Origin of the sequence: Niveispirillum sp., from assembly GCF_052437035.1 — a bacterium.
Lineage (GTDB): Bacteria > Pseudomonadota > Alphaproteobacteria > Azospirillales > Azospirillaceae > Niveispirillum.
The window spans coordinates 26,501-47,538 of the sequence record NZ_JBQVOH010000003.1 but is presented as its reverse complement, the minus strand read 5'-3'; the positions used below and the strand labels follow the sequence as shown (position 1 = coordinate 47,538).

Here is a 21,038-nt window from a genome sequence, read left to right as displayed (position 1 = left end):
GGGGGGAAGCCGATGTTTAAGCCGCGAAATGCGCCAGCTTCACCGGCGGCTTCGGCGCCGGCAGGCCGGTTTCGGCCAGACTGTTGGCGCGCAGCGTATCGATATCGGGACCGTAGTTGAAGACCGACGTCACCGGCCCCCGCTCCGCCCGCATCTTGGCCCGCAGCACCTCGGTGGCAGCAGCATCGACCTTGCCATCAACCAGCACGACACCGTAACGCTTGGCGCCTTCAACCGTGACCAGTCCGCGCTCTAGCTCCAGTTCAAGCAGCGACGGATCGCGCAGCAGCGGGTCGCCCCAGCCACCGCCACCCCAAGTGATGAAATGCAGCTGGTCGCCGGCCTCGATGGTCAGGTTCTCCAGCTTGTTGCCCACCACGATCTGGGTGCCGTCGGGCTTTTCCAGGATCTTGCGGGCACGCGCACCGGGTTCACCGCCATTCACGCCCCAAGGCATGGTGAACCAGCGGTCATCATGGATGGCGATGGTACCCGATGCCAGGAAGCGGTAGGACATGATGATGCCGTTACCGCCACGATGCAGGCCCGCACCGCCGCTGTCGGCCACCGTTTCATACCGTTCGATGACCAGCGGGAAGTACCGCTCCAGGAACTCGTTCGGGACATTGGTGAAGCCGGGGAACAGCGAGTGCCCGTCCGGCCCATCGCCCAGCGGACGGCCCGGAATGCCACCGAAACCAATCTGGAACAGCTGGAACCAGCGGCCCTTGGCGTCATAGCCGGAATAGAACAGGTGCGGGGAGGAGGAGAAGCCGGCGGCGTTCAGGAATTCCGGCGTCTTCTGGCCCAGCAGCCCGCCCATGATGTCGAACAGCCGGCCCAGCGCGTGGGTACGGCCCGACAAGGCGGCAGGGAATTTCGGCTTCAGCAGCGAGCCTTCGGGGATCTTCACCCGGATCAGGTCGTAATAGCCGTCATTGAACAGTACCTGCGGGTCGAAGACCATGATCAGATAGATGCCGAAGAACATCTTCAGCATGTTTTCATTCAGGAAGAAGTTGATCGAGGCCGGGCTTTGCGGATCGGTACCGTCGAAATCCAGCACCACGATGTCGCCTTCGCGATGCATGGTGCAGCGGATCTTGTAGGGGCCGAAGCCCATACCGTCGTCGCAGATATAATCCTCGAAGCTGACCTTCTCCTCGCTGATGGAGCTGGCGATCAGCTGCTTCATGGCGCGGTAGTTGCGGGCCAGCAGTTCGTCCGTCGCGGCGGCGAAGACATCGTCGCCAAAGCGCTCGCACATTTCCACCACGCGGCGGGCAGCCACGCGGCAGGAGGCGATCAGGGCGTTCAGATCGGCGGTGCACCAGTCGGGCTTGCGCGTCTGCGCCATGATCAGCTTGATCACGTCCGCGTTATAGACGCCCTTGGAATAGATCTTGATCGGCGGGATACGCACCCCTTCCTCAAAGATCGAGGTGGCGTCGATGGGCATCGAGCCTACGACCTTGCCGCCAATGTCCGACTGGTGGCCAAACATGGAGGTATAGGCGACCAGACGGCCATCCTTGAACACGGGCAGTAGGACCAGCCAGTCATTGAGATGGCTGATGGCGCCGCCAACCGAATAGGGGTCGGACAGCATGATCATGTCGCCTTCCTCGACGGTGCCATCGAACCCTTCCAGGAACGGGCCGATATAGGAACCGAACTGCCCCACGATCATCTGACCGGTGCGGTCGGCGATCAGGGGGAAGGCATCGCCCTGTTCGCGGATGCCGGGCGACATGGCGGTGCGCACCAGCGTCGCATCCATTTCGATACGGGCATTGCGCAGGGCGTTTTCGATAACCTCAAGAGTCACCGGGTCGATGCTGACCTTGTTGAAGGGGGCGTTGTTGGTCTGGATGATAGTCGCGGCCATGGATCAAACTCCCCTTCAGCGCGGGTTGATCAGGATATTGCCGACGCGGTCGACCAGGCCGTCACAACCGGCCTCGATCAGCGTCGTGCTGTCCATTTCGATGACGATGGCGGGACCTGGGATCAGGTCGCCAGCCTTCAGCTTGGCGCGGTCATAGATGACGGCAGGCACCATCTTGCCGTCCATCCACAGCTCATGATCGCGGATCTTGGCCGCCGACGGATCACCATTGCCCTTGGGCAGTTCAGCCGCCGGCAGGTCCAGCACCGGACCCAGGGCGACCGCGCGCAGGTTCACCAGCTCATGCGGCGAGGGCATATTGAAGGTGAACAGGCGGTCATGCTCCTCATCAAAGCGCTTGGTCACCCCGGCCAGACCGTCGCGGCGCAGGGTTTCCGGATCGATGGAAAGCGGCACCTCGAAGGCCTGGCCTTCGTAACGCACGTCGATCTCGAACAGGCTGGTGATGTCGGCGTCCTTGATGCCCTCGGCCTTCAACTCATCCCGCGTCTGGGCGGCCATGGATTCCAAGAGCGCGATCACCTCCGCCTCCTCCGTCTCATCAAACCGGCGGGAGAAGGAGCGGGCGGTTTCGGTGCGCATGCGCGTCGTCGCATCGCCCAACGCGCACAGCACGCCGGGGGAGACGGGCGAGACTGCCGGCCAGGACCCCATCAGACGGGCGACCGCATTGACATGCAGCGGGCCGGCACCACCAAAGCCCATCAGCGCGAAATCGCGCGGATCATAGCCCTGCTGGACCGAGATCATGCGCAACGCGCCGAACATGTTCTCGTTCACGATATCGATGATGCCGCGCGCAGCAGCGTAGAGATCGATGCCCAGCGTATCGGCGATGGTCTGCACCGCCTTCTTCGCCCCTTCGCGGTCCAGCTTGAAGGTGCCGCCAAGCAGCGCCTCCGGCAGATAGCCCAGGACGACATTGGCGTCGGTCACGGTCGGAAGCTGGCCGCCCTTGCCATAGGCCACAGGACCCGGCACGGCGCCTGCCGATTGCGGGCCGACGCGCAGGGCCTTGGTCAGTTCCGGCACATAGGCGATGGAACCGCCCCCGGCCCCCACCGTCTTCACATCCAGCGAGGAGGCGCGGACGGCCAGATGGCCCACCTCCGTCGTGCGCACCCGGCGCGGGTCCAGGTTCTCGATCAGGGCCACGTCGGTGGAGGTACCGCCCACATCCAGAGTCAGGATGTTGCGGATGCCGGAATTGGCCCCCACCCACAGCGCACCCGTGACACCGCCAGCGGGACCGGACATCAGCAGGGAGACGGGATGCTCCTCCGACTTCTCCGAGGACATCAGACCGCCATCAGAGCGCAGCAACGACAGCGAGCCGGCCATGCCCGCCGACCGCAGCTTTTCACGCAGGTTGCGGACATAGCGGCCCACGATGGGGCGGACGGAAGCATTAGCCACCGTGGTCAGCGTGCGTTCATATTCCTGCATCTCGGGCAGGACTTCATGAGACAGCGACACGGGCACGCCCGGCAGGATCTCCGCCACCAGTTCGCCCACACGCTTCTCATGCGCGCCGTTCAGATAGGCGTTGATCAGGGAGACGGTGACCGCCTCCACACCCTTCGCCTTCAGCTTCAGCAGGGCCTCACGGATATTGGCCTCGTCGATGGGGCGCAGTTCGTTACCCTGGGCATCCATGCGGCCCTTGATCTCGAACGTGTCCTCCAGCCGGGCCAGCGGCTCCGGCTTCGGCCAGACGATCCAGCCGGCCAGACCGCCCGGCACGAAGGAGCGCGCGATCTGCATGATCTGGCGGTAACCTTCGGTGACGATCAGGCCGACCTTTGCGCCCTTGCCTTCCAGCACGGCATTGGTGGCAACCGTGGTTCCGTGCAGGAAGAATTCCACGTCAGCCGGGGTGATCCCCGCCTTTTCACAGATGGCGGTAACGCCATTCAAAATGCCGACGGAACTGTCGGCCGGGGTCGACGGGGTCTTGTGCCGCCAGAAGGCGCCCGTCGCATCATTGAACAGCAGCAGGTCGGTGAAGGTGCCCCCCACATCGACGCCCAAGCGGTAACCCATCGCATCCCCCTGTTTTGGAAGCGGTCAAATGTCTATGTCAGCAGTACCGGAACCGTGGCCCGCGACCATCGGCGGAGACCCGTTTGACCGCTGTGCGGATGGGCGTCGCGCGATTCCCTCTCTCACCAATGCAAAACGGCCCGCCGGTTGGGGCGGGCCGTCGCTTGGCGGATATCAGCAAGGGTCAGGGTGCGGCAGACCCCGTTTCGCGCTTCAAAATGGTGATCAGCGCCTTCTGCGTTTCCGGGTCCGTGATGTTGCCCGACGACACGACCATGGAGGTGCCGGGGGCGAAGGCATCGGGATTGGCCAGGAACTTCGCCAAATTCTCATCCGTCCAGACCTCTCCCGCCGCGCCGTGGGCGGCCAAACTGTCGCCGTAGGGGAAGTTGGGGACGGTGGCGATCTTCTGACCCATGATGCCATAGAGGTTGGGGCCGACCATATGCGCCCCGCCCTTGTTCATCGTGTGGCAGAAGGTGCACCATTTGAACGTCTCGGCCCGGACCTTGCGTTCAAAGTCGGTTTCGGGTGGCAATTGCTCGACGACCAGGGGCGCTTCGTGCGAGGTGACATGGGCCGCCGCCTCCACCCGCTGCCCCTGCGCGAAGGGAGAGACGCGGAACAGCATGTGCGGACCATACATGCCGACCACCACGATGGCGATGGTCGCCACCGCCGCCGGCACCACGCCACGCACCGCTTCCGGATTGGACACCGCCGTCACCCGGCCCCGCCGGACAAGCCGCGACAGGCCCCAGATGGCCGCACAGATGCCAAGGAAAATAGCAACGGCGCCCGGCCCCCGCTCATACGACTTGAAGGTCGACAGCGCGAAAACCGACGAGGAGAAGCTGAGCAGCACGAACAGCCCGAAGCCCGGCGGGAAGGCGCCGAATAGGCCACGCCCATGCCGGAACAGGAACCAGACCGCTGTCAGCAGGGCCGTGAGCTTCAGCACCAGCAGGCTGGTGCTGACACCGGAATGGAAATAGCCCGTAAACAACCAGACTTCCCGGCTTTCACCCAGCAGGGCCGGGATCGGGATGGGCCCCAGATGCAGGTCCATCCCGTGGCTCCACACCACCAGCACACCCAGCAGCGGGGCTGCGAAGAACATAAGGTAGGTGGCATTGACGAGGGCCATGACCCAGGCCTTGGCACGCGGCGGCAAAGGCACCTGGGGACCCGGCGCCCGACCCTTCAGCCACTGCCAAAGGCGCATGGCGGCATAAAGGAACAGGGCCGTGCCCAGGAAATAGTGCCATCCCCGCAGCTGTTCGCGGATGGGTGCGGCCTTGTCCGACCGCAGCAGGATCATGGTCAGCAGATCATGCACCAGGACCAGCAGCGGCAAGCCATATGCCAGGACCTTGTCCAGCGGCCTGTTCGTGTCACGTTGTTCCATACCCGATATCCCCCAGCGACCTTATCCGGTCGTTAAATCTTTTCCAGGATTTCCAGAGCTGCTGCCTCACCCGTTTCCATGGCGCTTTCCATGCCATGTTCCAGGCGGCGCAGATGCTCGCCCGCGAAATGGACACGACCGGCGGGCTTGCCCATTTCCATGGCGAAGCGCTTCACCTGACCCGGTGCATAGAAATGCTTGTTGCCACCCACAAACGGATTGCGGCCCCAGCTGTAGCCGACCTTGTATTCCAGGGCACCGGCCATGCTTGGCCGGATACGGGCCAGTTCGGCCAGAACCAGTTCCACCTGTTTGGCAGTGTCGCGGTCGTCCCAGCGGGTGGCGCCATCGCCATTGACCCAGACAATCATGCTGTCGATCTCACCCGTTTCCGGGTGCTTCAGCGCGAAGGCGCGTTCAAAGGACGTGTTGCTCCAGATTGAGGGCGGCAGGCCGTCCTTTTCCCAATAGGGCTTCTTGATCTTGAAATGGAACTGCGTCGTTGCCGAATAACGCGCACCGGCGACGGCATCGGCCTGCGCATCGGGCAGGCCCGGCGTGAAGCGGATACGGCTGACGGCGCTGAACGGTGCGGCCATGACCATGAAACGGCTGGTCAGCACATCGCCGTTGCCCAACAGGGTCTTGACCTGATCACCGGCCTGATCGACGGCAATGACCGGGCTGTTCAGGCGCACCGGCAGTTTAAGGGCGGCGGCCATGGCCCGCGGCAGCATGTCGGACCCGCCGACAATGTAGCTGCGATCGGACACCAGCGATGCGCCGCCATATTGCGGCTTGTTGGGATCCTTGAAGCCTTCCACCTGGGCGCGCGCCATATCGCGGAAAATCGACAGGGCCGACACGCCCTCCAGGCTGGCGCCGTTCAGGTCAATATCGGCCAGACGGATCGCAGCCTCCGACACACCTTTGGACCGCATCAGTTCAGCGGCGGAAATGTCGAACTGCAAATTCTCGGGCTGCAGCCAGGCATTGGTCTGCTTGAAGGGCAGCCAGTCATGCATCAGACGGTTCTGCAGGATAAAGGGCAGAAACTCACGTTCCTTTCCGCGCGTCTGATTGACCGGCGACTTGGCCCAGTCGGTCGTCAGCACGCTGGTACCATCGACATGGATCAGGAAGTCGGTGCCCTTGGCACCCTTGGTGGTCAGCCCGACATTGTGGCGGGCGCAGGCATCGCGGACGCGACCATAAAGCGCGCCAACCTCGCTGCCCCCCAGTTCGGCCTGATAGCCTTCGGCCCGGCCCGTGCGCAGACGGCCCCCGACCCGGTCAGAGGCTTCCACCACCTGCACCACCAGTCCCTGTTCCTCCAGCATGGCGGCGGCGTTCAGGCCGGCAAGGCCGGCACCGACCACCACAACATCAACGGTCTGGGGCCCCGCGGCCCAGCCGCGCGACGCGGCAAGCAGCGGGGCGGCGGCCAGCATGCCGCCCACAACGGAACGGCGGGACAGGATCGGCTGACGGAGGGTCATAAGCGCGTTCTCCAACCATGGTAAAACAACAATCCCCCGGCCTTGCGAGCCGGGGGAAACGTTATTGCATCATCAGAACTTGGCAGAGGCCGTGACGCCGAAACGGCGGCCCTCGCCATGATAGACTTCCATGATGCGCTGGGTGCCGACATTGTAATTGCGCGGCTGCTGGATGATGTTGACGTTGTATTTCTCGTCGGTCAGGTTGGTCGCCCAGGCCGCGATCGAATAGGTGTCACTTTCCAGCGCCAGACGCAGATTGGTCAGCGTGCGCTCACCAAAGGTGGTCAAGTTCAGGCTGTTGACGTAGCTGGGGCCGGTGTAATTAACATCGACACGGCCAGCCAGGGTCCAATCGGCGGACACCGGCACATCGGCAGTGGCATGCATGTTGTACTGCAACTTCACCGACCTGGCCGGACGGTTGCCGGCGATGGAGGCGAAGGTGCCACGGCCCGCGATGGTGACCAGATCGCAGACGGTGGACGGATTGCCGCACTGCGACGAATAGGCCGGGTCATAGGTGCCTTTGGCGAATTTCGGATCGGAATAGGTCACCGAACCGCCGACCGACAAGATATCCGTGGCCTTCACCTCGGTCTGCACCTCGAACCCGTTCGTTTCCATCTTGCCGGCATTCATGATGATGGCCTGCGCGACGGACGCGGTGGGAGAGAAGGTTGAGAGCTGCAGGTTCGTCCAGTTCACGCGGAAAGCCGAAGCGTTCAGCATGACGCGGCGATCAAACAGCCAGGACTTCACACCGGCTTCATAAGTCCAGTTGCTTTCCTCGTCGAAGGTCTTCTCATTGTCCGACAGGCCGGCCAGCGAGTTGAAACCGCCCGAGCGCACGCCCTTGGCCGCCGAGGCGAACAGGAAGACGTCTTCGGTCGCCTTGTAATCAACGGTAAAGCGCGGCGTGAAGCTCTTGAACTCGCCCCGGAAGGGCTGCCCGGCAACGCAGGGGCCAAAGGCATTGAAGAAGGTCAGCAGGCAGCGGTCGGTCTTGCGATCGATATTGTAGCGGCCTTCCGCCGACACGCGCAGATCATCGACCACTTCATAACCGACAGAGCCGAACACCGAACGGGTGATATTCTGCTTGTAGTTATGGCTGGCCAGACGGGCCACGATGGTCGGGTCCAGGATCAGGCCCGGATTGGACAAGGATGCCAGCGGGCCAGTGCCAGCGGGAGAACCGGGGAGAACCTGTACCAGACGCTCATTGGCGGCCAGACCGGGGGCCGTGGTGCCTGCCCAGGACTTGCTGTCGACGTTGGACTGGAAGAAGAAGGCGCCGGCCAGCCACTGGAACCGGTCGCTGTCGGGCGACTGGATACGGATTTCCTGGCTCTTGGTCACGACCTCGTCATTGCTGATCAGCAGGGAGTTGCCGCGAACCGTGCGGGTATAGGTACCGGTCGCCGCACCGCATGTGGTACCAACGGTGCAGACGCCATACAGCGCGCCATTGCCGTAAATGTCGGCGTCGTTGGCGGCATAGACCTCCGAAGCGCTGATGCCGGTCACGCTGACGATCGAGAAATTCTCGAACTCATATTCCAGCTCCAGGGCACCCTGACGGGACTTGGAGACGCTTTCCGGAATAGTGGAGGTGACGTCGATGGGCAGGTTGGTCGGGATCTTGCCGCAATAGAGCAGATAGGCCTGCGACTGCGCGTTGAAGCCGCCGCAATTATGCGTGGTCACCGGGTTCAGCGACAGGCCCGGCATTTCAGACGTGGACTTGGTCGCAAAGCCGGTGAAGGTCGCCGTGAAATTCTCCGTCGGGGTGAAGACCAGGGCGCCCGAAACGCCGCGCTTCTCAAACCCGCCCAGCTTGTCTTCCTTATTGAAGTCGTTCGTGAACTCGCCGGCATAGGTGGACCAGGACGCCGTGATGGAGCCGGCCAGCTTGTCCTCGATGATCGGACGGGACAGGGAGACCTTGCCCCGGTAATCGCCGTTATTGCCGATGGTGACGCTGGCCTTGCCCTCGGGATTACCGGTCGGGCGGGCGGTGGTGATGCCGACTGCGCCGGCGAAGGTGGAACGGCCATAAAGCGCGCTCTGCGGACCCTTCACAACATCCAGTTGGGCGATGTCGACGGTACCCAGAACGTCCGCCGTGTTACGGCTGGTCTGATAGATGCCGTCGATGAAAATACCGACATTGGCCTCGATATTGAGGTCGGTGGAGGAGTTAGCGGGCGCCAGACCACGCACATAGACGTTGGTGAAGGCGCCGCCGGTGATGTTGGTGACCGAGATGCCGGGCGTGTTGTTCGCCAGTTCGGTCAGGGTGGTGATGTTGCGCTCTGACAAATCGTCGGCGGTCAGCGCCTGGATCGCGATGGGGACGGTCTGGATGTCCTCCTTGCGCTTGCGGGCGGTGACGATGATCTCTTCCAGCACCAGCTCGCCCTCGGCAGCCAGAGCAGCGGGAACGATGGCCGAGGCGGCGAAAGCACTGACCAACGCGGACGTGGTCAGCGCGACGAATTTGGAACGGTACATGAAGCCCCCTTGATTTTTGCGGTCATTTCGAGCGGCATTCTTTCCGGCGCCAAGTTCCCGTTTTCTGGCGGCTGTGCTTTATTTGGGGGCCGCGCTGGCTTATTTTATTTGCCTACGCTGGTATTACCCGATCAGCCTGCTAGCCGGATATCTGCCTGCCAGGTCAGCTAATTCCTTTGCCGAACTTTCCACAACATCGCCGCCCGCTCTGTCCACCAGACGGATAGTGTCAAGGGGTCGCGGCTCCTGTCCGCCCAGCGGACAGGAGGCTCCCGGCACCCTCAATGTTGGCGGCCACACTGCTAGGCTTCGGAACCATAAAGGATAAACGGGGATCGAGATGAAGCGCGTCCTGTCCTGTCTTCTGTCGCTGGGGCTTCTGGCAAGTACCGCCATGGCAGCCGACCCGCCGCCCCCCTTTGAAAGCCAGACGCCCGCCCCGCCCCCCGATTATGGCCGCGCCGCCTCCTGGGCTGCCACCGCCTGGGCGCCCGGTGCCAGCACGGCCCTGCCCGGCAATGCAGGCAAACTGGCCGCGGCGCCCGATGTGGATGTGTTCTACATCCACCCGACCACCGACCGGTCGGTGACGCGATGGAACCAGGACCCGGCGGACAAGGCTGTCAATGACTGGACCGATGCCAGCGTCATCGCGCGGCAGGCCGCTGTCTTCAACACCTGCTGCCGCATCTTCGCTCCCCGCTACCGCCAGGCCACACGTCTGGCCTTCACCAACATGGCGGGCGACGGACAGAAGGCGTTCGACCTGGCCTATGGCGACGTGCTGCGCGCCTTCGACCTGTATCTGAAGCGCGACAATGCGGGCCGGCCCTTCATCCTGGCCGGACACAGCCAGGGTGCTTCCCATCTGATGCGGCTGTTGAAAGACCGCATCGACGGGTCGCCGCTGAAGGACCGGATGGTTGCCGCCTATGTAGTCGGCGTGAACCTTTCGGAAGGCGATTTCCCCCGCACCTACAAGACCCTGTCGATCTGCGCCAAGCCCGCGGACACGGGCTGTGTCATCGCCTGGAATGCAGTCACACCCGACACCGATCTGGCCCTAATGGGCAAGGCCAATGCCCAGCGCTTCGTGTCGCTCTATGGTGACGTACCGGGCAAGGAACCGGTCTGCGTCAATCCCATGACCTTCGACCGGGACCAGCCCGTGGCCGCGAAGGACCTGAACAAGGGCGCCGCCCCCGGTGATCCGGGCGAGGGACCGGTGAAGGCGCTGGTCGCGAAGTCAGTGGCCGCACGCTGTGACAAGGGCTTTCTGGTGGTCGACGCCGATCCGGCATTGGGCCTGAAGCCGCTGCCGGGCGGGATCATGCATTACCATGATTACGGCCTGTTCTATGCCGATATCCAGGCGAATGTGCGGGTACGGATCGACACATCCCTGAACCGATAATGGACCATGGCGCGGCGTTACAGCCGCGCCGTCACCGCCTTCGTCTCTAGATAGGCATCCAGGCCTTCACGCCCGAATTCCCGGCCCCAGCCCGACTGTTTATAACCGCCGAAGGGAATGTTGGTGGCGATGGCGCCATGGCAGTTGATCGATACCTGACCCGACCGGATACGCGAGACCAGCTTATGCGCGGTCGACAGGCTCCGGGTCCAAACGCTGCCGGACAGGCCGTAGACGCTGTCATTGGCCATGGCCGCGATCTGTTCCACATCCTCGGTCTCAAACCGATGGACCGCCATGACAGGCCCGAACACTTCGTCGCGGAAGATATCCATGTCGGGGCGGACATCGGTCAGGATGGTGGGCGGTACGAAATGGCCGGGCCGGTCCAGCTTGGCCCCACCCGTCACCAGGGTCGCTCCCTGCCCCAGCGCCCGGTCCACATGGGCAAGGACGCGCGACGCATGCGCCCCGCTGATCAGGGGGCCGAAATTATTGCCGGCGTCCAGCCCGTGACCCAGCGTGAAGAAGCCCGTGAAGGCCTTCATCCGCGCCACCAGTTCATCATGGATCGACGCATGGGCGAAGATGCGGGTGCCGGCCATACAGTTCTGGCCCTGGAGGAAGAAGGTCGCCATGGACACACCAGGGCCGGCCAGTTCCAGATCGGCATCCGGCATCACCACCACGGGCGACTTGCCGCCCAGTTCCAGACAGACCTTTTTCAGGTTGCCGGATGCTGCCTGCACGATCTTGCGTCCCACCTCGGTGGAGCCGGTGAAGCTGATCTTGTCGACCTGGGCATGGGTGGAGAGGGCCGCCCCCGCGCTTTCCCCCAGACCATTGACGATATTGACCACACCGTCGGGGAAGCCGGCCTCCTGGATCAACCGGCCTAAAGCCAGGGCCGACAGGGGCGTCTCCTCCGCCGGCTTCACCACGACCGTGCAGCCTGCCGCCAGGGCGGGGGCCAGTTTCAAGGTCAGGGTGGAGACAGGCACGTTCCACGGCACAATCAGCCCGACCACACCCACCGGTTCGCGCAAGGTGTAGGTCAGCGCTTCCGCATCCGCCGTCACATGCGGCGGGGCCGTGGTGGTTACGCCTTCGATGCGCAGGATGGCGCTGGCGTAATAGTCGAACATCTCCACGCAATTGGACACGGTCAGGCCGGCGATGAAACGCGGCATACCATTGTCCAGGATCTCCAACTCCGTGAACAATGCCGCATCGCGGTCCAGCAGCCGAGCCAGCCGGACCAACGGGGCGGCACGTTCGCGCGCCTTCAACCGCGACCAGGGGCCGTGAAAGGCCCTGGTCGCGGCCTGTACCGCCGCATCGATATCCCCTGCCCCGCCGGACGCCACCGTCGCCAGATGCAGTTCGGTTGCCGGGTCATAGGTGTCCAGTGTGGCGCCGGACAGGGCGGGACGCCATTGCCCGTCGATCAACAGCCCATGCCGCTCGGCCAGAAAGGCCCGCGTGGCGGAAGAAACGGGAAGGCCGTCGAACGGCAGGGCTTTACGGGACATCGGATCAGCTACCAACGATTAAACGGGAACGGTACGGCAATCGTAATTCAGCAGGCCCAACGTATCCTCATTGCGCAGCCCCTCCATCCCGAACAGTTCGGTATTGGCGGCCTGCATCCTATCGGCGTTGGCGTTGGATTCCAGTTGGATGAAGGTGGCGCGCTCATGCCGGGCGGCGACATAGCGGCGCAGCGCTTCACCAGTGCTGGCGCTGTCACCCAGGGCGCGCGACAGGACGATCGCATCCTCAATGGCACAGGCGGCCCCCTGGCCCATGAAGGGGGTCATGGCGTGGGCGGCATCGCCCAGCAGCACCACCTTGTCATTGATGATCCAGCTATCCAGCGGACGGCGGGCATTGATGGCCCATTTATAGATCCTGCCCTCCGGCACCGCCGCGATCATGGCCTGCACCTCCGGCGCCCAGCCCGCGAAGGTTGTCTCCAGATCCGACCGTTCGGCGGGAATGGTCCAGCCATCCTGGGTCCAGCCATCCTGACGGGCAAAGAACACCATATTGACGATCTTGGCCCCGCGAACCGGGTATCGGACAACCATACGGTTCGGCCCGATATGCATGCCGGGCCATTCCACCAGATCCTTCAACGCCCCTTCCACCGGGGCCAGGGCGCGCCAGGCGACATGGCCCGTGAAATGGGCGGCGGCGGGTTCGAACAGGCGGCGGACCACCGATTTCAACCCATCGGCACCGATGATCAGGTCGCCCTCGATCCGGCGGCCATCATGCAGGATGGCCGTGGTGCCCTCCACCGCTATCACCCCGGCATTGGTCAGCAGCCGGCCACCCGCAGCCTCCGCCGCATCCACCAGGATGGCGTGCAGGTCAGCACGGTGGATATAGACATAGGGCGCGCCATAGCGGGCGCGCATGTCGGAACGGTCGATGGACCGCAGCAGGCGGCCATCCTGCCAATGCTGGATACGCTGACGGGCGGGTTCGACACCGGCAGCGGCAATCCGCTCCGCCAGCCCCAGATGCACATATCCCTTCATGGCGTTGGGCGACAGGGTCACGCCGGCGCCAACCTCGGCAAAGGCGGGGGCGGCTTCCAGCAGCGTGACGGCGAAGCCCTGGCGCAACAGCGCGATGGCCGCCGTGAACCCGCCGATGCCGCCACCGACGATCGTTATTCTCGCTTTGCTCATGGGCGTTTTAAGCCTTCGATTCGTTGACGGCCGACCCATCATCGGCGTCACGAACGATTAGGCGGCGTGAATGTGCCGCAGGGATAGGCAACTGCGGTCCCTTGTCCACACGGCGGACGTGCCGGTATCCTTGAAAAATGTAAGCCTAGCGGGCATTTGCAGTCGTTTTATCCGGTAGGCGATTATGGCGCCCTATGCCCACCCCCCGAAAATCCGCAGAAACCCGCCAAAACGGCATCATTCGCCGCCCGCCTTATCCGACAGGTGGACATACGAGCATATTCTTCGGTTACAGTTTTAATTCGCCGTCATGATCCATGTGGTCAGTTGATTGTTGGCGCGTCAGGAGGTTCTGGAATGGACAAGATCAAACCTGTTCGGGCGATGCTGCGTGTGCTGGACGTTCTGCAGGTCTTGAACAGCCGCAATGGCGTGACGGTAACGGACGTGGCCAATGCCATCGATCTGCCCCGCACGACTGCCTATCGTGTGCTGGAAACGCTCTGTTCCGCCGGCTACGCGGTGCGCGACGGCTCGGATGACCGCTATCGCCTGACCGTGCTGGTGCGCGGCCTTTCCGATGGCTATGACGACGAGGCCTGGATCGGCGAGGTGGCGCAGCCGCTGCTGGGCGAGTTGGGCCGCAAGCTGGTCTGGCCCGTGTCGATCAGCACGAACCAGGGCAACGGCATGCTGGTCCGGCACACCACCGACAAGCACAGCCCCCTGGCCCTTGAACGCTACAATGCCGGTGTGCGCCTGCCGCTGCTGAACAGCGCATCGGGCCGCACCTATCTGGCCTTCAGCCCGGCGCCGCAGCGCGCGGCCCTGCTGGATATCGCGCTGGGGTCGGGCGGCGAGATGGAAGGCGCGGGCCGGCAGCGCGACATGATCGAAAAGATGTTGGGCAGCATCCGCAAGGCCGGATACGCCATCAGCATCCGGCAATATCGGGGCGAGTCCACCGCTGCCGTCCCACTTTATGCGGGTTCCGCCCTGCTGGGCTGTGTGGGTATGCGCTTCATGGACAAGGCCGTGACCGAGGCCGTGTTTGCCAGCCGCTACCTGCCCGACCTGAAGGAAGCCGCGCGTGAAATCGGCGAGGCCTATCTGGACTGGAAGGCAGGCAGCCAGCAGGAACCGATGGAACAGATCCCCACCCGCCGCTGGGACTGGACCCTGGAACGGCGCGTCGAGCATTGATTGGGCAAGGTGCGCCAACGCCCCCCGCATTCAGAGTGCGGGGCAGCTCCCCTCCGAATGCGCCAAGCTGTGCAACAACATGAAACAGAAAAGCAGGGGCTGTTTCATGGTTCACAGCCTTCCCGCTTCGAAAGCCGATGGCTGCAAATGGAGGCGGGCGTAAATCTGGCGCTGATGGCATTTAGAATAGCAGAGATGAGGTTGGAAGTCAGCAATAGTGCCGCCGACTTCCAACCCCCGAAGCATCAGCCCTTGGATACAACCGTTGCCGGCGCGCCCTTCAACTGATCCGCGCCGGCCCAGATGCGGCCACCGATGGCGGTGCCGATGGCAACCACCGCCGGCACCACTTCCACCCGGTCATAAAGCCCGCTGCGGAAATAGGGGTCGCCGATCATCAGCGCGTCCACGTCGGCACGGTTGGCGGCCTTCAGCAGGAACATGGAGCCGAGATAGCCCTTGCCATCCTCGGTGCGCATCGGCCCGGCGCTGACATAGCGGGTCCAGTTGGCCTCCATATGGCCCAGATGGCCTTCCATATATTCATCGCGCAGGGCCAGGGCCTTGGCGCTGTCGGCAATATCATAAGCCAGAACCAGGAAGGTCGGGCTGTCGATACGCGGGACGGTGGGGGGAGTGCTGTTCATTCTCAAAGCCTCACAAGTCCAGAACCATCTTGCCGAAATTGCCGCCATCCATCAGGCGGATCAGGGCGTCGGGGGCGGCTTCCAGGCCGGCCACGCGTTCCTCGCGCACGATCACCTGACCGTCGCGGACCAGCGGGGCCACGCGGCGGCGGAAATTCGGCATATCCGGCCAATGGTCATAGACGACCAGCCCTTCGACGGTGGCGCGAAACTTGATGATGGGCACCAGATTGGGGCCGGGCAGCGGGGCCGGGGCCTTGTACTGTTCCATCATGCCGACCAGAACGACACGGGCACCCAGGGCCAGATGGCCCAGCACGCCTTCCAGGATGCGGCCCCCCACGCCGTCATAATAGCAATCGATGCTGTCAGGGCAGGCCGCCGCCAGCTTTGCCACCCAATCGGGATCGCGGTGATCGACGCAGGCGTCAAAGCCCAGCGTTTCCACCGCGAAGGCGCATTTCTGCGGTCCACCGGCAATACCGACAACGCGGGCGCCCATGCGCTTGGCCAACTGACCGGCGGTGGCGCCGACCGGACCGGTGGCGGCGGACACCACGAACGTGTCACCCGGAATGGGCTTCAGCATCTTGACCGTACCGGCCCAGGCGGTCAGGCCAGGCATGCCCAGCACACCCAGCAGCGAGGTGTAGGAGACGCCGTCCGGCAGCGTGATCTTCTGCGCGGCGAGGCTGAGCGGACCCTGTGCCACACCGGCGGGGGCGATATCGGCGACGGTGAATTGCTGCCAGCCGGCGCGGCAGATCACCCGGTCGCCAACGGCCAGACCGTCACCACGGCTTTCAACAACGGTGCCCACCGCCTCCCCCGGAATGACACCGCCCACAGGCACGCCGCCGGACATGTGGCGACCACGCAGGGTACTGGCGATATAGGGGTCCAGCGAAACGTGATCGACCCGGATCAGCACCTGACCGGGGCCGGGCGACGGCATCGCCACCTCTTCAAGGCGGAAATCCTCGGGCACGGGTGACGAACCGGTGAGCCGGGCCAGGACGATGCGTTTGTTCATCGAAGGATCCTTGAGTGGGAGGACGCAACAAGGCGCTTGTAATTGATATAATGATATACCAATAATTCCTGCAAGTCCCATCCCAACCCTTTCCAGGCAGAGGAACCCTCATGGCCACGCGCATCATCGCCCTGTTCAACCTGAAACCCGGCATCGACCGCGCAGCCTATGAGGAATGGGCCCGCGCTGTGGACCTTCCCACCGTCAATGCATTGCCGTCGATCACGGAGTTCGCGGTATTCCGCTCTGTGGTCACGCTAGGGAGCGAGGCACCCCCGCCCTACCAGTATATTGAGATCATCGACGTCGCCGACATGGACCAGTTCGGCCGGGACATCGCCGCCGAGGCCATGCAGAAGATCGCGGCGCAGTTCCAGGACATGGCCGACGTCACCTTCATCCTGACCGACAAGCTGGGCTGACGGGGGCGGACATGGCGGACACAAAACGTTTCGCGGGCAAGGTCGCGGTCGTCACCGGTTCGGGCCGGCGCAAGGGGCTGGGCGAGGCCATCGCCCGCCGGCTGGCCGCCGAGGGTGCGTCCGTCGTGCTGTCCGATATCGGCAAATCCGCCGATGCCGCCACGCCCGACAGCATGATTGGTGGTGTGTCGGAGATGCAGGCCCTGGCGGCGGACATCACAGCGGACACGGGATCGCGGGTGGAGACCTTCACCTGCGATGTGCGCAATCTGACGCAGATGCGGGCCATGGCGGCCTTTGCCGTGGAAAAGCTGGGTGGTCTGGATTTCTGGATCAACAATGCCGGTATCGGCTACATCATGAAGCCGCTTCTGGATCTGGAAGCGACCGAATGGCAGGCCGTGATCGATGTCAACCTGACCGGATGCTTCAACGGCATCAAGGCAGCGGCGGAGGTGATGGTGCCGGCGGCCAGGGGCGGGCGCATCATCAATATCGCCAGCCAGGCGGCCAAGTCCGGCTTTCCCTTCGCTGCCGGCTACTGCGCATCAAAGCATGGTCTGGTCGGGCTGATCCGGTCCACGGCGATTGAGCTGGGGCCGCACGGCATTACCGTCAACAATGTCTGCCCCAATCATGTCACCACGGGCCTGGGTGCCTGGCAGAATGAGTATTTCAGCCAGAAGCTGGGCCTGTCGCTGGAGGATTACCTGCAGGCCATGAAGAACCGCATCCCGCTGGGCCGTCCCGGCCTGCCGGACGATACGGCGGGTGCGGTTGCTTTCCTGTGTTCGCAGGATGCCGGCTACATCACCGCCGAAAGCATGAACGTGTCCGGCGGCGAGGAGCCGCACTGAGGCGCCCGCAGCTGCCGTCCCCTTCCAAATCCCAGAGGTTTCCATGCCCGCACCCGCCGATTTCATCTGGCCCAATGGGTCGAAGCTGGCCTTGTCCATCGTCGTGAATGTCGAGGAAGGGGCGGAACATAATATCCGGGACGGGGACAAGGGCCCCGAACCGGTGGATGAGCTGTCGGTGCATGTGGCCAAGCCCATCCGCATCCATGGCAATGAAAGCAATTACCAGTATGGCATCAAGGCCGGCGCCCCGCGCGTGATACGCCTGCTGAAGGAATATGGGGTGGAGGCGACCTTCACCGCCGCCTCCGTCGCCCTGGAACGCGCGCCGGATCTGGCGGCGGAGATTGTGGCCCAGGGGCATGAAATCTGCTGCCACGGCCATCGCTGGACGCATCAATACTGGATGAAGGAAGAAAGGGAGCGGCAGTTCATCCGCGACGGCTGGCAATCCATTGAAAAGACGACGGGCACGCGCCCCGTCGGCTGGCTGTCACGCTATCTGCACACCGATGCCACCCGCCGCATTCTGGCGGAAGAGGGCTATTCCTATCACATGGATGATTATTCGGACGATTTCCCCTTTTGGGATCATGTCACCCTGTCCGATGGTACGACCAAGCCCATGGTCATCATGCCCTATGCCATCGACAGCAACGATATGAAGTTCTGGCTGGCACCCGCCCTGACGCCGCGCGACTGGCAGCAATATGCCATCGACAGTTTCGATTGGCTGTACCGGGAGGCACAGACCGAAGGGGCCAGGATGATGAGCCTGGGCCTGCATCTGCGCATCATTGGCCGTCCGGGGCGCATCGGCGCCTTCCAGGGCTTCCTGGACCATGTGAAGCGCCATTCCGACGTCTGGGTGACCAGCCGCGCCAACATTGCGGCGGCCTTTGCGGCGGCAGTACCGCCCAAGGCTGGCTGACTCTTCCCCTTCTCCGCTGAAAGGTTCGCGCCATGCGTATGCTTCTTCTGTGCGCCGTCCTGGGCGCGTCGCTGTCCCTGCCCGCCTATGCGGGGGAACCCGTGAAGGCGGAGGTGAGTACCGGCTGGAGCCAGGAGGACACGCTGCCCAAGCTGCCGGTGCCCTTCCCCGGCGGGGTGGTTGCCCTGCCGGACCTGACCTATGCGACGATCCCCGGTTATCGCCCGCTGAAGCTGGACATCTATCGCGGGCAAGGGGCGAAGGACCGTCCGCTGCTGGTCTATATCCATGGCGGTGGCTGGGCCATGGGCAATTCGCGCGGGTTGGCGGCCTTTGCCGATTTCCCCACCGTGCTAGCCGATCTGGCGGCGCGCGGCTATGCCGTGGCTGCCGTGAATTACCGGCTGAAATCGGAAGCCACCTTCCCGGCGCAAAGCCAGGATGTGGATGCCGCCATCCGCTGGCTGCGTGCCAATGCCGCCACCTATGGCATCGACCCGGCCCGTGTGGGCGTATTCGGCGACAGTGCCGGCGGCCATTTGGCGGCCATGGCGGCGGTGGATTGCGACCGGTCGGCGCCCGTGGAAAAGGGTGATTGCGTGCAGGCCGCCGTGCCCTGGTACGGCATCTATGACTTTACCGTCACCGACAAGCCGCGACCCCCGGAGGATTTCAAGCCGATCTATGATTTCCTGGGCTGCAAGGATGCCGCCGACTGTGCGGACGAAATCAAGGCCGCCGGCCCCATCAACTATGTCGATGCCAAGACCCCGCCGATCCTGCTGCTGCATGGCGAACTGGACGCGGCGGTGCCGGTGATCCAGGCGCAGGTGATGCACGACAAGCTTAAATCCGTGGGCGCATCGGCACGCATGGTGGTCTATCCCGGCGTCAATCATGGCTGGATGGCGAAGGACCGGGAACTGATGCGCAGCACGCATGTGAAGGCACTGCAGGACACGGTCGACTTCTTCGACGCCGTGCTGAAGCCCTGATTTCATCCTCCTGGTGGTCAAACCGCAGGATGGTCGGTTGACAGGGGACATGTCGGCCCGAATATGTCCGGACATATTAACCGAGGAACTGACCATGGCAGAGCGGTCATTGTTGTTCGTGCCGGGCGCGCGGGCCGACCGGTTCGCAAAGGCGCTGGGCGCCGGGGCGGACATTACCTGCATTGATCTGGAAGATTCCGTTCCGCCAGAGGGCAAGGACGCGGCACGGGCCGCCGCCATCGCCTTCATCGCAGAACAGGGATGCCCGGATCATCTGTGGCTGCGCATCAACCCGGTACGCAGTGCAGCGGGGCTGGCCGACCTTCTGGCCGTGCTGTCGATGGAAAAGGCACCAGCGGCCCTGATGCTGCCCAAGCTGACGGACCCCGCCGACCTGTCGCTGGTGGATGAGGTTCTGGGCAGCCGGGCAGCGGGGCTGGTACCCCTCATCGAAACGGCGGCCGGCCTGCGCAATGCCGCCGCCATCGCGACCGCAAAGCGGGTGCGCGCCCTGCTGTTCGGGGCGGTGGATCTGTCCGCGGAACTGGGCTGCGCGCTGGCGTGGGAACCCTTGCTCCATGCCCGCTCCACACTGGTTGCGGCGGCGGCGGAGGGTGGGGTCGGCCTGTTCGACGTTCCCTCCATCGATGTCGCGGACATTGACGGTCTACGTTCCTCCACGGCGCGGGCCAGAGCGCTGGGCTTCACGGGCCGGGCCTGCATCCACCCCACCCAGGTGGCCGTGGTGAACGAGGTTTTCACGCCCACAGCGGCGGAGATCGCCCGCGCCCACCGCGTGGTGGACGCCTTTGAACAAGCCGGCGGTGGCGTGGCCCTGCTGGATGGCAAGCTGATCGAGATACCCGTGGTGCGGGCAGCGCGGCGCGTGCTGGCCGCTGCCGCCGGATGAGATAAGGACCCAAGAAGATGGTGCAGAACTGGAAGGAAGTCGGCCCCAATCGCTATCGCGAGACGTTTGGCCGTTACTTCGAGGATTTCAATGTCGGCGATATCTATGAGCATCGTCCCGGCAAGACCGTCACCGAATATGACAACCACCTGTTCACGCTGCTGACGCTGAACACGCATCCGATGCATTTCGATACGGAATTCGCGAAGGCCAGCGAGTTCAAGCAGAACCTGGTGGTCAGCCCCTACACCCTGGCCCTGCTGATCGGGATGAGCGTGACGGATGTGAGCCAGAAGGCCATCGCCAATCTGGGCATGGACGAGGTGAAGTTCAGCGCGCCTGTGTTCCACGGCGACACGCTGTATGGCGAGAGCGAAGTGCTGGCCAAGCGCGCGTCAGAGAAGCGCCCCAACCAGGGCATCGTCACCATCCGAACCATCGGCAAGAACCAGAACGGCGTCACCGTCTGTTCGTTCAAACGCAACATGCTGATCCCCTTCCGCGGCCATGCCGTGGAAGACCGGGTTGAAAATTACTGATCGAACGCGGGA

The 21,038-nt window shown here is 63.6% G+C and carries 17 protein-coding genes; 8 read left to right on the top strand and 9 right to left on the bottom strand.

Annotated features, from left to right (window positions below; genetic code table 11):
- Nucleotides 1–16: 16 nt before the first annotated feature.
- The 5 genes from ACT6Q8_RS09510 to ACT6Q8_RS09490 all read right to left on the bottom strand — a co-directional run bounded on the left by ACT6Q8_RS09510 (nt 17) and on the right by ACT6Q8_RS09490 (nt 9,376).
- Complete coding sequence (locus ACT6Q8_RS09510; protein WP_444732404.1) at nt 17–1,888, bottom strand: hydantoinase B/oxoprolinase family protein; 1,872 nt, start codon at nt 1,886–1,888, stop codon at nt 17–19.
- 15 nt (nt 1,889–1,903) lie between these two features.
- Nucleotides 1,904–3,952, bottom strand: coding sequence for a hydantoinase/oxoprolinase family protein (locus ACT6Q8_RS09505; protein WP_444732405.1), 2,049 nt, complete (start codon nt 3,950–3,952; stop codon nt 1,904–1,906).
- 184 nt (nt 3,953–4,136) lie between these two features.
- Complete coding sequence (locus ACT6Q8_RS09500; protein ID WP_444732406.1) at nt 4,137–5,360, bottom strand: c-type cytochrome; 1,224 nt, start codon at nt 5,358–5,360, stop codon at nt 4,137–4,139.
- Between the two features lie 32 nt (nt 5,361–5,392).
- Nucleotides 5,393–6,859 carry a flavin monoamine oxidase family protein gene (locus ACT6Q8_RS09495; RefSeq protein WP_444732407.1) on the bottom strand — a complete coding sequence of 489 codons (1,467 nt, stop codon included), beginning with the start codon at nt 6,857–6,859 and terminating at the stop codon, nt 5,393–5,395.
- Between the two features lie 72 nt (nt 6,860–6,931).
- A complete protein-coding gene (locus tag ACT6Q8_RS09490) occupies nt 6,932–9,376 on the bottom strand; it encodes a TonB-dependent receptor (RefSeq protein ID WP_054166248.1) in 2,445 nt (814 codons plus the stop codon).
- Between the two features lie 340 nt (nt 9,377–9,716).
- On the opposite strand from ACT6Q8_RS09490, the gene ACT6Q8_RS09485 reads away from it, so the two are divergent.
- Nucleotides 9,717–10,790 (top strand): DUF3089 domain-containing protein, encoded by a 1,074-nt coding sequence (locus ACT6Q8_RS09485; protein ID WP_444732408.1) that lies wholly within the window; start codon nt 9,717–9,719, stop codon nt 10,788–10,790.
- 17 nt (nt 10,791–10,807) lie between these two features.
- Here ACT6Q8_RS09485 and ACT6Q8_RS09480 read toward each other — a convergent pair whose 3' ends face one another.
- Both ACT6Q8_RS09480 and ACT6Q8_RS09475 read right to left on the bottom strand, forming a co-directional pair.
- Nucleotides 10,808–12,322 (bottom strand): aldehyde dehydrogenase family protein, encoded by a 1,515-nt coding sequence (locus ACT6Q8_RS09480; RefSeq protein WP_444732409.1) that lies wholly within the window; start codon nt 12,320–12,322, stop codon nt 10,808–10,810.
- Nucleotides 12,323–12,340: 18 nt separating this feature from the next.
- Nucleotides 12,341–13,489, bottom strand: a complete 1,149-nt coding sequence (locus ACT6Q8_RS09475) for an FAD-dependent monooxygenase (protein ID WP_444732410.1) — start codon at nt 13,487–13,489, stop codon at nt 12,341–12,343.
- Between the two features lie 357 nt (nt 13,490–13,846).
- Here ACT6Q8_RS09475 and ACT6Q8_RS09470 point away from each other — a divergent pair, with 357 nt between their 5' ends.
- Nucleotides 13,847–14,692: a helix-turn-helix domain-containing protein gene (locus ACT6Q8_RS09470; RefSeq protein WP_054166244.1), complete on the top strand. Its 846-nt coding sequence runs from the start codon at nt 13,847–13,849 to the stop codon at nt 14,690–14,692.
- 245 nt (nt 14,693–14,937) lie between these two features.
- Here ACT6Q8_RS09470 and ACT6Q8_RS09465 read toward each other — a convergent pair whose 3' ends face one another.
- Together ACT6Q8_RS09465 and ACT6Q8_RS09460 are read right to left on the bottom strand one after the other, a co-directional pair.
- The gene (locus ACT6Q8_RS09465) at nt 14,938–15,339 is read right to left on the bottom strand and encodes a YciI family protein (protein ID WP_444732411.1); all 402 of its coding nucleotides are present in this window, start codon (nt 15,337–15,339) and stop codon (nt 14,938–14,940) included.
- A 10-nt stretch (nt 15,340–15,349) separates the two neighbouring features.
- Complete coding sequence (locus ACT6Q8_RS09460) at nt 15,350–16,372, bottom strand: NADP-dependent oxidoreductase (RefSeq protein ID WP_444732412.1); 1,023 nt, start codon at nt 16,370–16,372, stop codon at nt 15,350–15,352.
- Nucleotides 16,373–16,482: 110 nt separating this feature from the next.
- On the opposite strand from ACT6Q8_RS09460, the gene ACT6Q8_RS09455 reads away from it, so the two are divergent.
- From ACT6Q8_RS09455 to ACT6Q8_RS09430, 6 genes are all read left to right on the top strand, one after another.
- Nucleotides 16,483–16,794 carry a hypothetical protein gene (locus ACT6Q8_RS09455; protein ID WP_444732413.1) on the top strand — a complete coding sequence of 104 codons (312 nt, stop codon included), beginning with the start codon at nt 16,483–16,485 and terminating at the stop codon, nt 16,792–16,794.
- Between the two features lie 11 nt (nt 16,795–16,805).
- Nucleotides 16,806–17,651 (top strand): SDR family NAD(P)-dependent oxidoreductase, encoded by an 846-nt coding sequence (locus ACT6Q8_RS09450; RefSeq protein ID WP_444732414.1) that lies wholly within the window; start codon nt 16,806–16,808, stop codon nt 17,649–17,651.
- Between the two features lie 43 nt (nt 17,652–17,694).
- Nucleotides 17,695–18,582, top strand: a complete 888-nt coding sequence (locus ACT6Q8_RS09445) for a polysaccharide deacetylase family protein (RefSeq protein WP_444732415.1) — start codon at nt 17,695–17,697, stop codon at nt 18,580–18,582.
- 32 nt (nt 18,583–18,614) lie between these two features.
- Nucleotides 18,615–19,577, top strand: coding sequence for an alpha/beta hydrolase fold domain-containing protein (locus ACT6Q8_RS09440; RefSeq protein WP_444732416.1), 963 nt, complete (start codon nt 18,615–18,617; stop codon nt 19,575–19,577).
- A gap of 94 nt (nt 19,578–19,671) precedes the next feature.
- A complete protein-coding gene (locus ACT6Q8_RS09435) occupies nt 19,672–20,487 on the top strand; it encodes an HpcH/HpaI aldolase/citrate lyase family protein (RefSeq protein ID WP_054166237.1) in 816 nt (271 codons plus the stop codon).
- 17 nt (nt 20,488–20,504) lie between these two features.
- Nucleotides 20,505–21,026, top strand: coding sequence for a MaoC family dehydratase (locus ACT6Q8_RS09430; RefSeq protein ID WP_054166236.1), 522 nt, complete (start codon nt 20,505–20,507; stop codon nt 21,024–21,026).
- Nucleotides 21,027–21,038 lie beyond the last annotated feature (12 nt).